Source organism: Micromonospora parva (genome assembly GCF_040649675.1).
In the GTDB taxonomy this organism is placed as follows: domain Bacteria; phylum Actinomycetota; class Actinomycetes; order Mycobacteriales; family Micromonosporaceae; genus Micromonospora; species Micromonospora parva.
This window is the reverse complement of sequence record NZ_JBEZFX010000006.1, coordinates 339,574-354,992: the sequence shown is the minus strand read 5'-3', so window position 1 is coordinate 354,992 and position 15,419 is coordinate 339,574. Positions and strand designations below refer to the sequence as shown.

At 70.4% G+C, this 15,419-nt stretch carries 14 protein-coding genes; 8 read left to right on the top strand and 6 right to left on the bottom strand.

Features of this window, described 5'->3' with window-relative positions; all coding sequences use genetic code 11:
• Positions 1–15: 15 nt before the first annotated feature.
• From AB0C03_RS17730 to AB0C03_RS17705, 6 genes are all read left to right on the top strand, one after another.
• Positions 16–915: a carbohydrate ABC transporter permease gene (locus AB0C03_RS17730; protein WP_036410793.1), complete on the top strand. Its 900-nt coding sequence runs from the start codon at positions 16–18 to the stop codon at positions 913–915.
• Positions 915–1,826: a carbohydrate ABC transporter permease gene (locus tag AB0C03_RS17725; RefSeq protein ID WP_030328402.1), complete on the top strand. Its 912-nt coding sequence runs from the start codon at positions 915–917 to the stop codon at positions 1,824–1,826. Before AB0C03_RS17730 ends, AB0C03_RS17725 begins: the two co-directional genes overlap by 1 nt.
• Positions 1,826–2,893: an ABC transporter ATP-binding protein gene (locus tag AB0C03_RS17720; protein ID WP_030328404.1), complete on the top strand. Its 1,068-nt coding sequence runs from the start codon at positions 1,826–1,828 to the stop codon at positions 2,891–2,893. The genes AB0C03_RS17725 and AB0C03_RS17720 overlap by 1 nt, the downstream gene beginning before the upstream one ends.
• Entirely contained in the window at positions 2,893–3,969 is a 1,077-nt protein-coding gene (locus AB0C03_RS17715) for an ABC transporter ATP-binding protein (RefSeq protein ID WP_357637819.1), read from the top strand. Before AB0C03_RS17720 ends, AB0C03_RS17715 begins: the two co-directional genes overlap by 1 nt.
• A 195-nt stretch (positions 3,970–4,164) precedes the next feature.
• On the top strand, positions 4,165–5,625 hold the full coding sequence (locus AB0C03_RS17710; RefSeq protein ID WP_030328408.1) for an NAD-dependent succinate-semialdehyde dehydrogenase: 1,461 nt from the start codon (positions 4,165–4,167) through the stop codon (positions 5,623–5,625).
• A gap of 63 nt (positions 5,626–5,688) precedes the next feature.
• Complete coding sequence (locus AB0C03_RS17705) at positions 5,689–6,942, top strand: iron-containing alcohol dehydrogenase (protein ID WP_030328410.1); 1,254 nt, start codon at positions 5,689–5,691, stop codon at positions 6,940–6,942.
• Between the two features lie 97 nt (positions 6,943–7,039).
• Here AB0C03_RS17705 and AB0C03_RS17700 read toward each other — a convergent pair whose 3' ends face one another.
• Entirely contained in the window at positions 7,040–7,648 is a 609-nt protein-coding gene (locus tag AB0C03_RS17700) for a VOC family protein (protein ID WP_030328413.1), read from the bottom strand.
• 113 nt (positions 7,649–7,761) lie between these two features.
• Positions 7,762–8,118, bottom strand: a complete 357-nt coding sequence (locus AB0C03_RS17695; RefSeq protein ID WP_030328415.1) for a VOC family protein — start codon at positions 8,116–8,118, stop codon at positions 7,762–7,764.
• Between the two features lie 146 nt (positions 8,119–8,264).
• On the opposite strand from AB0C03_RS17695, the gene AB0C03_RS17690 reads away from it, so the two are divergent.
• Positions 8,265–11,063: an ATP-binding protein gene (locus tag AB0C03_RS17690; RefSeq protein WP_357637814.1), complete on the top strand. Its 2,799-nt coding sequence runs from the start codon at positions 8,265–8,267 to the stop codon at positions 11,061–11,063.
• 102 nt (positions 11,064–11,165) lie between these two features.
• Here the strand turns inward: AB0C03_RS17690 and AB0C03_RS17685 are convergent, their stop codons facing one another.
• The 4 genes from AB0C03_RS17685 to AB0C03_RS17670 form a co-directional block, all read right to left on the bottom strand.
• Positions 11,166–11,393, bottom strand: coding sequence for a ferredoxin (locus tag AB0C03_RS17685; protein WP_030328420.1), 228 nt, complete (start codon positions 11,391–11,393; stop codon positions 11,166–11,168).
• Positions 11,390–12,619, bottom strand: a complete 1,230-nt coding sequence (locus tag AB0C03_RS17680) for a cytochrome P450 (protein WP_030328422.1) — start codon at positions 12,617–12,619, stop codon at positions 11,390–11,392. Before AB0C03_RS17680 ends, AB0C03_RS17685 begins: the two co-directional genes overlap by 4 nt.
• A gap of 185 nt (positions 12,620–12,804) precedes the next feature.
• Positions 12,805–13,434 carry an NAD(P)-dependent oxidoreductase gene (locus AB0C03_RS17675; protein WP_210865236.1) on the bottom strand — a complete coding sequence of 210 codons (630 nt, stop codon included), beginning with the start codon at positions 13,432–13,434 and terminating at the stop codon, positions 12,805–12,807.
• Entirely contained in the window at positions 13,431–14,378 is a 948-nt protein-coding gene (locus AB0C03_RS17670) for an EamA family transporter (RefSeq protein WP_357637809.1), read from the bottom strand. Before AB0C03_RS17670 ends, AB0C03_RS17675 begins: the two co-directional genes overlap by 4 nt.
• Before the next feature lie 80 nt (positions 14,379–14,458).
• On the opposite strand from AB0C03_RS17670, the gene AB0C03_RS17665 reads away from it, so the two are divergent.
• Positions 14,459–15,364 (top strand): LysR family transcriptional regulator, encoded by a 906-nt coding sequence (locus AB0C03_RS17665; RefSeq protein ID WP_051708156.1) that lies wholly within the window; start codon positions 14,459–14,461, stop codon positions 15,362–15,364.
• The last annotated feature ends 55 nt before the right edge of the window (positions 15,365–15,419 follow it).

The window sequence follows — 15,419 nt, the reverse complement described above, 5'->3', positions numbered from 1 at the left end:
GGGCAGGTGGTGTCTGTGACGCCACCTGCACCGGGGCGGTCCCGGCGGCTGAGCGACCGCTGGCTCGCCGTCACGTTCATCTCCCCCGCGATGCTGCTGTTGCTCGGCATGTCGGTGTTCCCGCTGCTGTGGGCGTTGTACCTGTCCTTCACCGACTACTCGGCCACCCGCGGCGGGCCCGCCAACTTCATCGGGTTCGGCAACTACACCGCCATCCTGACGTCGGCGCAGGTCCACACGAGGGCCCTGACCACGCTGATCTACGTGGTCGGCGCGGTCGGCCTGCAGACGGTGCTCGGCTTCGGCATCGCCTACCTGATCTCCCGGCGCACGCGCGGGCGGGGAGCGCTGACCACCCTGTTCCTGGTTCCGATGATGCTGTCGCCGGTCGTGGTCGGGCTGTTCTGGCGGTTCATGCTCGACGCGCAGTTCGGCGTGGTCAACAGCATGCTCGGCTCGGTCGGCCTGGGGCAGGTGGAGTGGCTCACCCGGCAGCGGACGGCACTGGTCTCCCTGATCGTCGTCGACACCTGGCAGTGGACGCCGTTCATCATGCTCATCGCGCTCGCGGGCCTCACCGCGGTGCCCAAGTACCTCTACGAGGCCGCCTCGATCGACCGGGCCTCCGAGTGGTTCCGGTTCCGCACGATCACTCTTCCGCTGGTGTGGCCGCTGCTCCTCATCGCCGTGATGTTCCGGGCGATCGAGGCGTTCCGGCTGTTCGACCTCGTCTACATCCTGACCAGCGGAGGTCCGGGTGTCTCCACCGAGACGTTGTCGTTCCACATCTACAAAGTCGCGTTCCTGGGCTTCAACTCCGGAACCGCCTCGGCGTACGGGATCCTCATGGTCCTCGTCGTCATCGTCCTCACGCAGTTCTACCTGCGCTACCTGAACAAGCTCAAGGAGGACTGATGGCCGTCTCCGTTGACGAGGCCGTGTCCACCGGTCCAGCCCCGGACCACGGGCCCCCCGCGCGCCGCCTCGGCGGTCGGGGCCGCTCCGTGGTGGAGATCGCGCTGCTGACCGTCCTGGCCGTGGTGATGCTCTTTCCGGTGCTGTGGATGCTCGAGACGTCGATCAAGGAGAACCGGGACGTCTACGCCATCCCGGCCAAGTTCTTCGACTTCGCCGTCACTCTGCAGCATTACAAGGATGTGTTCGTCGCTCAGGGCGACGGCCGCACGCCGGTGTCCGTCAACTTCCTCAACTCGGTGGTGGTCGCCGGAGCTTCCACGGTGCTGGCCACCGTGCTGGGGGTCCCGGCGGCCTGGGCCTACTCACGCTTCGCGGTGAAGGCCAAGAAGGACCAACTGTTCTTCATCCTGTCCACCCGCTTCATGCCGCCCGTGGTGGTCGTGATCCCGATCTTCCTGATGTACCGGCAGATCGGCCTCTACGACAACAAGCTCGGCCTGATCCTCATCTACACCGCGTTCAACGTCCCGTTCACGATCTGGATGATGAAGGGGTTCGTCGACGAGGTGCCCGCCGAGTACGAGGACGCCGCCATGCTCGACGGGTACACGCGCCTGCAGGCGTTCTGGCGGTACACCCTGCCGCTGCTCGTGCCCGGCATCGCCGCGACGGCGGTCTTCGCCCTCATCTTCTCGTGGAACGAGTTCGTGTTCGCCACCTTCCTCACCTCCAGCGACAGCGTGCGGACGGCTCCCCCGGCCATCGCCGGCCTGATCGGCGGTACCACCACGGACTGGGGTCTCGTGGCCGCCGCCTCCGTGGTGTTCGCCCTACCGGTGCTCGTCTTCGCGTACCTGGTGCGCAAGCACCTCATCGCCGGTGTGACGCTCGGGGCGGTGCGACGCTGATGGCGGGCATCGAGGTGACCGCGCTGCACAAGCGCTACCCCGACGGAACGGTAGCGGTCGAGCACGTCGACCTGTCCATCGGCCACGGCGAGCTGTTCGTGATGCTCGGCCCTTCGGGTTGCGGCAAGACGACCACGCTGCGCGCCATCGCCGGCCTGGAGAGGCAGACGGCGGGCGACATCCGCATCGGCGACACGCTGGTCAACGACCTGCGGCCGGCCGAGCGCGACATCGCCATGGTGTTCCAGTTCTACGCTCTCTACCCGCATCTGCGAACCCGCGACAACCTGGCGTTCCCACTGCGGGCCGAGGGCCTGCCCAAGCAGGAGGTGAACGCGCGGGTCGAGGAGGCCGCCCGGCTGATGCGGCTCGGTCCGCTCCTGAACCGACGACCGCGCCAGCTGTCCGGCGGGGAGCAGCAGCGTGTGGCGCTGGCTCGCGCCCTGGTACGCCGACCGCGCGCGTTCCTGATGGACGAGCCGCTCACCAACCTGGACGCGGAGCTGCGGGCGGACATGCGCACGGAGATCAAGCACCTGCAGGGAGAGCTGGGGGCGACGATGGTCTACGTCACCCACGACCAGGTCGAGGCGATGTCGCTCGGTCACCGGATCGCCATCCTCAACAAGGGCCGCGTCGAGCAGATCGGCACCCCGCTGGAGGTCTACGACCGTCCGGCGAGTCTCTTCTGCGCCGCGTTCATCGGCTCCCCGCCGATGAACCTGATCGAGGTGGAGATCGCCGACGGGCGGCTGCACGCTCAGGGCGGGTTGGTCCTGACGCCACCGTCGGGTCTGCCACGCGACCGTCGTTTGGTCGCCGGCGTCCGGCCGGAGGCGCTGGAGGTCACCGCACCGGGGGCGGAAGGCTCGATCCCGGCCCGGGTGGTCTCGGTGGAGTGGCTGGGCGACGAAATCATCTACGTGGTCGACCACGGCGGCCAACGTGACGTCCGGGTCCGGATGCCACCAACTGTTCGTTTCGCCGCTGACGCGAAGGTCGGGCTGCGGCACACCGGCGGAACCCCGGCGGTCTACGACGTGAGCACGGAAGAGCTGGTGGCCTGATGGGAACCGTTGCAGCACAAGGGCTGCGCAAGTCCTTCGGCAAGGTCCAGGCGCTGGACGGGGTGACGCTGGACGTGCCGGACGGCTCGTTCTTCGTCGTACTCGGGCCCTCCGGGGCAGGCAAGACGACGACCCTGCGGGCGATCGCCGGCCTGGAGAGGCTCGACGCGGGCACGGTACATCTGGACGGCAGGGACGCGACCGGCGACGCCCCGGCCGCACGCGACCTGGCCATGGTCTTCCAGAGCTACGCCCTCTACCCGCGACACACGGTGTACGAGAACATCGCCTCGCCGTTGCGGGCACGCCGCTGCTCGTCGAGCGAGATCGCCGCCGCCGTGCAGAAGATGTCGAGCCTGCTGCACATCGAACGCCTCCTGCAGCGTCGTCCCGCCCAACTGTCCGGCGGTGAGATGCAGCGTGTCGCACTGGCCCGGGCACTGGTCCGTAGCCCGCGCGCGTTCCTGATGGACGAGCCGCTGACGAACCTCGACCTCAAGCTCCGGGTCGAGATGCGCACCGAGCTCACCCGCATCCACCGCAGCCTCGGCGCCACCTTCGTCTACGTGACCAACGACCAGGTCGAGGCGCTGTCCATGGCCGACCAGGTCGCGGTCCTCAAGGAGGGCAAGGTGCAACAGGTCGGAACGCCGACCGAGGTGTACGAGCGTCCCGCCAACCAGTGGGTCGCCGGATTCGTCGGGAGCCCGCCGATCAGCCTGCTCACCTGCCGCGCCGAGGGAGATCGTCTGGTCGGCGCCGACGGCTGGACGCTGCCGCGACCCCGCTGGGCCACGGCTGAGGACGGTCAGGCGCTGCTGTTGGGCCTGCGCGCGGAGGACCTCTCCGTCGAGCAGCGTGGGGACGCGTCGTTGTCGGGCGAGCTCTACGGGCTTGAGCCGCTCGGTGACCGAACGGTGGTCGACGTCCGGGTGGGGACGGAGATCGTCAAGGTCAAGGCACGACCCACCGTCAGCGGTACGCCGGGCGAGCGACTGTCGGTCACCGTCGACCTGGACCGTGCGCACCTGTTCGACGCGGGCTCCGGGCTGTCGTTGTCCGAGGCGGGGCGGTAACCGCGCCCGGCGGCGACGGCACCACGCGCCAACGAGTGGCAGCCGGGCGCCGGCGGACCGTCAGCAGTGCGTACGGCCTGACGACGCCCGGCCGGGCGCGGCCCGAGAAGACGACCGGTGGCGTCGGTCCGTGCGCACAGCCGCGGTCGCTGAGCCACGACGGACATCACCAGGAAGATCACAGGAGGCGACGGAATGAGTGATCCGATGAACGTCCTGGCCCCGGAGCACCGGCGGCTCCGGATCGGCGACGCCTGGCGCGACGCCGCAAGCGGAGCCACGTTCGCCGTCGAGGACCCCGCAACCGGCAAGACCATCGCCGAGGTGGCGGACGCCGACGTCGGTGACGGACTCGCCGCGCTGGACGCGGCGAGCGCGGCGATGGCGGAGTGGGCGGCGACCCCACCGCGGAAACGGTCAGAGTTGTTGACAGCGACGTACCGGGCGCTGACCGGGCGATCCGAGGAGGTCGCCCGGCTGATCACGCTCGAGATGGGCAAGCCGCTCGCCGAGGCTCGGGCGGAGGTGGCCTACGGCGCCGAGTTCTTTCGCTGGTTCGCCGAGGAGGCGGTGCGCGTCGAGGGCCGGTACAACACCGCTCCCGCAGGTGGATATCGCATCCTCACCGTGCCGAAGCCGGTCGGGCCGTGCGTCTTCGTGACGCCCTGGAACTTCCCGTTGGCCATGGGTGCCCGCAAGATCGCTCCCGCCCTGGCGGCGGGCTGCACGACGATCACCAAGCCGGCGGCCCAGACGCCACTCACCATGCTGTTGCTGGCCCGCATCATGGAGGAGGTCGGCGTACCCCCGGGGGTGGTCAACGTGGTGACCACCAAGCGTTCCGGCGCGGTGGTCTCCGCGCTGCTGGCCGACGGTCGGACCCGCAAGCTCTCGTTCACCGGGTCGACCGAGGTCGGGCGCGTGCTGCTGCGACAGGCAGCGGACAACGTGCTGCGTACCTCAATGGAACTGGGCGGCAACGCGGCCCTGATCGTGTGTGCCGACGCGGACCTGGACGTCGCGCTCGACGGCGCCATGGTGGCCAAGATGCGCAACATCGGGGAGTCCTGCATCGCGGCCAACCGGATCTACGTCGAGGAGCCGGTGCGCGAGGAGTTCACGGCGCGCTTCGCCGAGCGGATGGGCGCGCTGTCGATGGGCCATGGTCTCGACGACGGCGTGACCGTCGGGGCGTTGATCGACGAGGTCTCGGTCGCCAAGATTGACGAGCTCGTCGCCGACGCGGTCGACCGCGGCGCCCGGGTCCTGGTGGGCGGTGAGCGTCCGGATGGGCCGGGCCACTTCTACCCGCCCACGGTCCTCGCCGACGTGCCCGACGATGCGCGGATGCTGCAGGAGGAGATTTTCGGCCCGGTCGCGCCGATCATCTCGTTCACGTCCGACGACGAGGTGATGGCGAAGGCCAACGACACCGAGTACGGCCTGGTCGGGTACATCTTCACCCGTGACCTTCAGCGGGCGCTGCGGTTCGCCGAAGGGCTGGACACCGGGATGCTCGGCATCAACCGTGGCCTGATATCGGATCCGTCAGCTCCGTTCGGTGGCGTGAAGCAGTCCGGGATCGGCAAGGAGGGATCACACGAGGGAATCCTCGAGTATCTCGACGTCACCTACGCGGCGATCGACCTGCCGTGACCGACCTGCCACCCCGGGCACCCGCCCCGCACATCGCCGCCGACGTTCCGGAGAGGCACGGACATGCTTGAGACCGTCCGCGGACCACGCCAACTGATAGTGGGCGAAGGGGTCGCGCAGAACATCCCACGAGTGGTGGCCGAGAGTGGCTCGCGAGTCCTCGTCGTGACCGACCAGGTTCTTCTCCGGCAGCCGGGGGTGGCCGAGATCGTGGCCGCCGTGCGGGAGAAGGTCGAGGCCGTCGAGGTGTTCGCCGACGCGACTCCCGACGTGCCGCTGACCGATGTCGCACTGGCCGTCTCGGCCGCCGCCAAGGTGGACGCCGACGTGATCCTCGCCATCGGGGGCGGCACGGTGATCGACCTCGCCAAGATCGTCGGCGTCATCCGGTGCCACGGTGGGACACCACGCGACTTCTACGGCGAGTCGAAGGTGCCGGGGCCGACGATCCCTCTCGTGGCTGTCCCGACGACGTCGGGCACCGGCTCGGAGCTCACCCCCGTCTCGGTGTTGACCGACCCGGACCGCGAACTGAAGGTCGGCGTCTCCAGCGTCCACATCGTGCCCGACTTCGCCATCGTCGACCCCGAACTCACCTACTCCTGCCCGGCGAGCGTCACCGCCCACTCGGGCATCGACGCGTTCTGCCACGCGGTGGAGAGCTACACCGCGCGGCCCCGCGCCCACGGACCGCGCGACCCGGTGGAGCAGGTCTTCCTCGGTCGTAACCCGGTCACCGACCACTACGCGCTGCTGGCCGCGGAACGGATCGCCCGTAGCCTGCGTCGTGCCGTCAGCAACGGAGGCGACACGGACGCCCGCGCGGACATGTCCTACGGGTCCATGCTCGCCGGGATCGCCTTCTCCCACGCGGGCAACGCGGCCCCGCACGCTCTCCAGTACCCCATCGGCGCGGCCACGCACACGCCGCACGGCCTGGGCGTCGGGCTGTTGCTGCCCTACGCGCTGGACGCGGCGAGGGACGCCATCGCCGACCGGTTGGCCGTCCTCGCCCGGGTGTGCGGGCTCGACGTCGCCGACGCCTCCGACGCCGAGGCCGCGGAGGTGTTCCTCACCTGGCTCGACGGGCTCCTTGCCGACATCGGCATCCCCCGCACCCTGGCCGACATCGGCGTGGCCCGCGCGGACCTGCCGCGCTTCGCGGAGATGGCCAGTGGCGTCACCCGGTTGATCCAGAACCATCCGGGCCCGACCGACACCGCCAGCCTGACCGCGATCCTCGAAGCGGCCTGGACCGGGGACCGGACCCGACACGTCCTGACCCCGAGCACAGCCAGCGACCTGCCTTTCCCCTGACGACGACCGTCCCGGGGGCCCGTACCGTCAGCCCCCGGCACACGTCGTGAGCAGCGCGGCGTCGGCGATTCCCGGCACGCCGACGTGGGCGGCGGTTTCATTCGCCGGCCTTCCACTCGAAACCGTCAGGGTCGGTGAAGGTTCCGGCGCCGCTGCTGCCGATGACGAGCCGGTGTGATCCGGTGCCGTCGGGCGAGACGCCCGCGTCCTTGGCGGCGGCACGACGGCCGTACAGCGCCAGCTTGATGTTCGACGTGGCGAACTCGACGTACTTGCGGCCGAAGCTCTTGGCCACGGTGAGACCGTGGTCGACGTAGAACCGTTTGGTCGCGGCGACGTCGTCCACTCCCAGCAGGAGCACCATCTCGTCGATGTGCCGGTTGGCCGGTCCGGTGTCCTTCTTCGCCGATGTCGCGATCTTCCAGATCGTGCCGTACGGGTCACGCAGTACCCCGCCGTAGCCCCAGAAACTCTTCGCGGCCGGCTTCAGTGTCGTCGCTCCGCCGGCAAGGGCATCGCCGAAGAGGCTGTTGACGGTGCCCGGCTGGGACACCACGAGCGAGACGGCGAAGCCACGGAAACCGGTGGTGGGTGCGTCCGACGCGCCGACGCGCAGACGGGGACCGAGGCCGAAGGCCGCGGTGTAGAAGTCCTGGGCGGGCGCCGGGGCCGGCACTTCGAGCGTGACGGAGTCGATGGTGAGCATGAGTGGTTCCTTTCGGGCTGTGCGGTTCTCGGTTGCCGGACCGCGAAGGAGTGAAGGCGGATCGGGGATCTGGCGGTGCTGATCGCGACGGCGGCTCGGACGAGCCCTGCCGCTCACCTGTCCTGAAGCAGTCCCAACAGGTTGCCGTCGGGATCGGCGACGGTAGCCACGAGGCGGCCGCCGCCGACATCGTGTGCCGCTTCGGTCACCGTGGCGCCGACGGCGCTCAGCTCGGCCAGCTTCGCTTCGATGTCCGTGACGTGCCAGTAGGTCAGGGGCGCGGTCAGGCCCTGCGGTCCACCGCCCGGCACCAGGCCGATGTGCTGGCCTGCCGCGTTGAAGCCGACGTAGTAGACCGATTCGTCCGTCGGCGGTACGCCGAGCAGCGCCTCGTACACCGCCGTGGCGCTGGCCAGATCCGACACCGGGTGCAGCACGGTCCGGATGCCCTGCGTGGACGAGTTCGCCATGGTCACTCCCTAGGTCGCGGGCCGCTGCCGGCCCGGTCGGTTGCGTGTCCACAGCATGTCCTCCGGCATGCCCGGCGCGGATCCGTGGCGACCACGGAGTCGACCACGGAACCGGCACACGGAGAGGCGTACGACAGAATGGGGTGGTGGTTGACGTCTCCCCTCGGGAAGCCGAGGTGCTTGCCCTGCTCGGAGACCATCTCAGCAACGCGGAGATCGGCGCACGACTCTTCATCTCGGTCCGTACCGTGGAGACACACGTCTCCTCGCTGCTGCGCAAGCTGGAGGTCCCGGATCGCCGTGCGCTCGCCCAGCGGGCGCGTGAGGTGGCCGGCGGTGGTGCCGCGCCCCAGGCGCCGGTTCTGCCGGCCCCGCTGACCTCGTTCGTCGGTCGGGTGAGCGAGCGAGCTGAGCTGAGCGAGCTGATCCGGGCTCACCGTCAGGTGAGTGCGGTCGGGCCGGGCGGAGTGGGCAAGACCCGCCTCGCGCTGGCGGTGGCCTCGCACGCAGGTGGTGACTACCCCGACGGTGTGTGGTTCGTCGATCTGGTTCCGGTCGCCGACCCCGACATGATCGCGGCTGCGGTCGCCGTGGCGCTCGGTCTGGGCGAGCAGCCCGGTCGGGACATGACCGAGTCCGTTCTCGCCGCGTTGGCCGACCGCCAGGCGTTGCTGGTGCTCGACAACTGCGAACACGTACTGGACGGGGTCGCGGTCCTTCTCGAGCGGCTCTTGGCGGCGTGTCCGGCAGTGACGGTGCTGGCTACCAGTCGGGCACGGCTCATGGTGCCGTTCGAGCGGGTGTATCCGGTGCCGCCGCTGTCGCTGGGTGTCGACGGCGAGTCGGACGCGGTCGCGTTGTTCATGCAACGGGCGGCAGCGGTGGGCTGGCCGCTGGATCCTCCGCTGCGCGACCAGGTCGCCTCGATCTGTGAGCGCCTCGACGGAATGGCGTTGGCGATCGAGTTGGCTGCCGCACGCTATCCGATGCTGGGTCTGGATGGCATCACCGCCGCCCTGTCCCATCCGCTCCGAATGCTCACCGGCGGTGCCCGTACCGATGACCGGCACCGGTCGGTGCGCGCCACACTGGACTGGAGCCACGCCCTGCTGGAGCCTGCCGACCGGGCGCTGCTGCGCCGGGTGTCGGTCTTCGTGGCGCCGTTCACCACTTCGGCGGCGGCGGAGGTGGCCGAGACGGAGGAGGGCATCGTCGCCGACGGGCTGGCCCGGCTCGCTGAACAGAGCCTGCTGGTGGTGAGGACGTTCCCTGGTGGAACCGAGTACCGGGCGCTGGAACCCATCCGCCAGTACGGGACGGAGCGGCTCGCCGAGGCCGGCGAGCTGGTGGAGTCCCGTCACCGGCACCTTCGCTGGTGTCTGGCCACTGCCGCTGACCTTGCGGTGGTGCGGGCGGATTGGCGTGCCCGGTTCGACCCGGTGGCGGACGAGCTTCGCGCCGCGCTGTCGTGGGCGGTCGACCGGCCGGAGCAACGCATGGACGCCTATCACCTTGCCCGCCAGCTGGCGGAGATGGCCTTCATTCGTAACCTGGTCGGCGAGTCTCAGCTGCGGTATGAGCAGGCGGCCGCGCTCGCTGTCGAGCCCGCTGCCGAGGCGTCGATGCTCCGGCACGCCGCTGCCGTGGCTGGATGCCGCATGCGCGGTGACGACATGCACCGTCTTTGGCAGGCGGCCGCGCAGGCCGCCCGCCGAGCGGGAGATGCCGCCGGTGCCGCCTCCGACCTGGCGACCGCTGCCACCAACACCTACCGGTTCTGGAGCAGGTTCGAACTACTTCCGCCGCCGGAGGAGTCGATCGCGCTCATCCGCGAGGCACGAGAGCTGGCCGGCGACGACCCGGCCGCCCAGGCCGCGGTGGCGCTGGCCGAGGCTGGGGTGCTCAGCGACGCGTTCGGCGCAGCCCAGGGCCCACCCGACAACGCGGTACCCGAGACGATCGCGCGCGCCGAGCGGGCCGTCACACTCGCACACCGAACGCGCGACCCGCTCGCCGAGGCCGCGGCGCTCGATGCGCTCACCGGTGCCCAGTGCTGGGCCGGCGAGACGTTCACCAGCGCAGCCACGGCGCGACGCCGGGTCGCGCTGCTCTCGTCCCTACCAGCTGCCCCGGCCAACACCCATGAACTGCTCGACGCCCTCGGCAACGCCACCGAGGCCAGCCTTGGCGCGGGCGATCTGCCAGCCGCCCGCCGGTTGGCACGGCAGATCGCCGACCACCCGCTGCTCGTGGAGGTTGGTCATCGTGCCACCAGTTGGCTGCTGGTGGCCGACGCGCTCGCGGGTAACACCGACGACGTACTGGCCGGCAGTGTGCGGTTCCTCGACGCGTGGCAGCGGGCCGGCAGCCCCGCCAGGTCAGTCCTCGGTCCCGCGGCAGCCGGCGTTGCGATGATCCATGGTCTCCGTGACGATCGGGAGGCCCAGAGCGTCTGGACCGCGGTCCTGAAACAGCTCGGCGTCTCACACGAACAGACCTATGGCTACGGACCGGTCTTCGACGCGATGCTGCTGCTGCACCGGGGGCAGGCGCCAGAGGCGCTGGAACGGATGGCCCCCGAGCCGGGCGCCGTGTGGAAGTCAGTCACCTGGATCTGGTTGCACTGGTATGTCGCGCTGCGCGCCGAGGCCGCGGTGCTCGCCGGGGGCCCGGGCGCTCGTGACCATCTGGCCGAGGCCAGGACCGTCGTGGCCGGCAACGTCGTCGCGGAGGCCATGGTGCAACGAGCGGAAGCGCTGCTCGACGGCGATCAACAGGCGCTGCTCGCTGCGGCAGGTACGTTCGACGCCGCCGGCTGCCGATACCAGTCCGCACGGACCCTGGTGTTCGCCGGTGGCGGCCATGCCCGGCGGGGCGCGGCCATACTCGGCGACCTTGGGCTCGCCCCCATGGTCCCCTGCCGACTCCAGATCACCTCGACCTGAGCTTCCGCCGATCCGGTGCACCGCCATGACCGCCTCGTCGCTGGTCTGCCGGCCTCCACAGCTGCTCCGCTCATAGTGCGGACGGCCGGGCTCGACGTCGGGTCACTCCTGCGGTGCGATCAGCGTGTCGTCGGTGGCGTCGCGGACCGTGATCGCCTCCACCGGGCAGGAGTCGGCGGCGTCGAGGATGACCTCGGCCGGGGCGACGACGTCGGCAAGCGGCGCGGACTGGCCGCCGACCAGGCGGAAGTGCTCGGGTGCGGTACCGGCGCAGATGCTCGTGCCGATGCAGCGGCGCGAGTCCACCCCGATCCGCCAGGCGGCACTCACCAGGCCACCGGCATGCCGAGCAGGCCCCGGACCAACATGCCCCGCTTCCACTGCAACTCCTCCTCGGGTACGGCGAGCCGCAATCCGGGCAGGCGGGTCACGAGTGTGGCGACGGCGACCTGCAACTCCATGCGGGCCAGCTGCGCGCCGACGCAGTGGTGAACGCCGTGCCCGAAGCCCAGGTGCGGGTTCTGCTCGCGGCCGAGGTCCAGCCGGTCCGGGTCGGCGAAGACGGTAGCGTCCCGGTTCGCCGACGACAGTGAGCCGAGGACCGGCTCACCGGCCCGGACCAGCACCCCGCCGACCTCGACGTCCTCCTTGGCGTACCGGGCGAAGGAGGAACCGACGCCCAGCGGCACGTACCGCAACAACTCCTCGACCGCGGCCGGCACCAGCGACGGGTCGGCCCGTAGCCGAGCGAGCTGGTCCGGATTGTGCAGCAGGACGTACACGAAGTTGGGGATCTGGGTCACTGTGGTTTCGTGGCCGGCCGCGAGCAGCCCTCCGGCCAGCTCCACCAGCTCGGTCTCGCTGAGCCGATCCTCGTTCTCGTCGCGGGCGCGCACCAACGCGCCGAGCAGGTCGTCGATCCCCGGCTCGCGGCGGCGCTCGGCGACCAGATCACCGATGTAGCCCCAGAGATTGTTCAGGTACTCCTGGATCGTCTCCATGGGCAGCGAGGTGGTCGAGACGATCGCCTCGGACCAGGTGTGGAAGCGGTCGCGGTCGGAGTACGGGACGCCGAGCAGCTCGCAGATCACCTGGATCGGCAACGGTGTGGCGACGTGCTCCACCAGGTCGGCCGGAGGACCGAGGCGGACCATGTCGTCGACCAGCGTGTCGGCGATCTCCTGGGTGCGGGGGCGCAACGCCTCCACCCGGCGGGCCGTGAACGCCTTCGCCACCAACCGGCGCAGCCGAGTGTGATCGGGTGGGTCCATGGTCAGCATGCCGCTGTACTGCTGGCGCGGGGTGAGCCTGGGCTCGTCGCGCTGGACGGCCGGGGCGCGGCCGAACCGGACGTCGCCGAGGACCGTACGGACGTCCTCGTACCGGGTGGCGAGCCACGCCTCCTCACCGTAGGGGAGCTGCACCCGGGTCATCGGCTCGCTCTCGCGCAGCTGGCCGTAGGTCGGGTCGACGACGAGGCGGTCAGGAACGCTGAACGGGTACGCCCGCGCGGGTGGAACGGTTCGGCTCTCGGTGGTCGGCGCGCTCTCCGTCATCCGGATTCCCTTCGTCGAGGCGGCGTGATCCTCAGGCCGGCGCCGTGTGGTGGCGGCGCCGGACTGCCAGCGTCCAGAACCTCACGACAGCACACACATCAACGCTCGGTGACATGTCGATGTCGGATCGTAGCGATAGATGGGGATGATCGCCATGGCGGCCGGTCCGCGCCCGTACGGGGAACTCATCCCACGGTGAAGTGTTTGTCCCCGCCCGGGCTCTCGAGTTCGTCGAGGACGGCGACGGCAAGGTCCTCCGCCGAGATTCGGGACGCGCCGTCGGCACCGGTGATGAGCGTCGCGGTGCCCCGTCGGTACGTACCGGTGCGGGTTCCGGGTTCGAGGATGGCGGGCGGGCTCAGGTAGACCCAGTCGGCCCGGTGCGCCCGGCAGGCGTCGAGTTGCGCGATGCTGGCGGCGGCGATGCTTCGCCAGGCCCGCGGCACGTACTCCGGGCTGTCGAGGACGAGGCGGTCGGGATGCCCGGGGGTCCGCAGCGGGGCGGCACCGCCGACGACGACGATGCGCGTCCGGGCCGCCTCGGCCGCGTCGAGCAGCGTCGTGGTGGTCGCGGCGACGGTGTGTTCGTACCCGGGGGCGGGACGGATCGCCGCCACTATCGCGTCCGTGCCGTCGAAGAGGCGGCTGAGCCGCCCGGGATCGTCAGTGTCGCCGGCGACGGCGGTCACGCCGCGCGGCAGTGCCGCCGGCCTCCGCCTTCGGACGATGGCGATCGGGTCGTGTCCCCTGCGTGCGGCCTCGTCGACGACGCGCGAACCGACCATTCCGGCGGCTCCGACCACGGCGATCTTCATCGAGTTGCCCCTTCCGGTACGAGTTGGGCGCCCGGGTGGCGCGGGCGGGTCGGCGCGGGTAGCTGCCCCGCGACGATTGCGGCCAGTGCGAGCCCGAAGCCGAGAAGCTCGATCGGGCCGAGCGTCTGATCGAGCAGGACGGCACCGAGCAGCGCGGCGACCAGCGGCGACAGCAGACCGAGGACGGCGACGGAGGTCACCGGCAGCGCGATGACGCCACGGAACCACAGCACATACGCGCACAGGCCGCCGACCAGGCCCAGCCAGAGGTAGCCGAGAACAGCGGGCGGGTCGATCGCTGGTGGTGGTCCTTCGACGAGGAAGGTGACGGGCACCAGGAAGAGACCGCCCGCGCTGAGCTGCCAACCGGCGAAGGCCATCGGGCTCACCCCGGCGGGACGTTGCCAACGCTTGGTGAGGGTCACCCCGAGCGCCATCGTGGCCGCGCCGAGGAGGCCGGCCACGATCCCCACGGCGTCGAACGTGGCATTCGGTCCGATCACCACCAGACCGACGCCCAGCACCCCGGTGACGCCCCAGACGGCGCGCCAGGCGGAGAACCCCTCCCGCAGGAGCGTCGCGGCCAGGACGGCGACGACGAGCGGCTGCACCGCCCCCAGGGTCGCCGCGACGCCTCCCGGCAGCCGCTCGGCCGCGACGAAGAGCAGCGGGAAGAAGAGCCCGATGTTCAGTATGCCGAGCGTCGCCGCTTTCCCCCACCACGCGCCGCTCGGCAGCGTACGGGTGAACGCCAGCGCCACCAGTCCGGCGGGCAACGCGCGCAGGAGTCCGGCGAACAACGGGTGGCCGGGCGGAAGAAGCTCGGTGGTGACGACGTAGGTGGTGCCCCAGGCCAGCGGAGCGAGCGCGGTCAGTGCGGTACGCGGCAGGTTGCTGGAGAAGCCGGCTCCGCCGACGGGTCTCTGCGCTCCGGAACGTGTCATGTCAGAAAGTCTCGTCGCGCGCTCATTGATGAGTCCAATGCATGTTTGTCATCCGACCGATCTACAGAGAAGATGGATCGGTGGAGCTTCACCAACTGCGCTACGTCCTCGCCGTGGCCGAGACGAGCAGTTTCACCAGGGCCGCCGAACGGTGCCTGGTCGTCCAGTCCGCGTTGAGTCACCAGATCGCGCGGCTGGAACGGGAACTCGGTGCGCGGCTCTTCGAGCGGACCAGCCGCCGAGTGCGGCTGACCCCGGCGGGCGCGGCGTTCCTCCCCGCCGCCCGCCAGTGTCTGGACGCCGCCGAACGCGCGGCCGCCGAGGTCGCGGCGGCGGTGGGAGAGGTACGGGGACGACTGAGGGTGGGTCTGATCCCCACGGTTGCGGCCGTCGACATTCCGGCCACCCTCCGCGCGTTCCGCCAGCGGTACCCGTACGTTCGCGTCGGCCTCCGTGTCGGCGGGAGCGACGCACTCGTGGAGCAGGTCAGGCAGGGCGTCATCGACGTGGCGTTCCTGGGGCTGCCGGAAACGGTGCAACCAAAGGGCGTCGACGTGCACGAATTGGCCCGGGACCGGCTCGTCGCCGTGGTCGCCCCGGACCATCCGCTCGCGGAGGAACCGGCAGTCGACCTCGACCGGCTCGCCGCCGAGGTCTTCGTCGACTTTCCGGTGGGCAGCGCCGGGCGGGCCCAGACCGATCAGGCGTTCTCCGCCGCCGGCCTCGCCCGCGACGTCGCGTTCGAAGTGACCGCCGCCGACCTGATGGCCGACCTCGTCGCTGCCGGTCTCGGCGTCGCCATGCTCCCCTCCGCCTACGTGCCACGACTCAATGGGGTGACCACCATTGCGGTCGCCGACGCGCCGGCCCGGGTCGAGCACCTCGTCTGGAGTCGCCTGGGCCGGACCCCCGCGGTAAACGCCTTTCTCGCTGTTCTGAAGATCCCGGGCGGGGCACACCCGGAGCGGCAGCGACCCGGCCGGTAATCACGACCCTGGCGGACGTGCCCGGCGGCTGGCGGTGAATATGTGGCGGACAGGT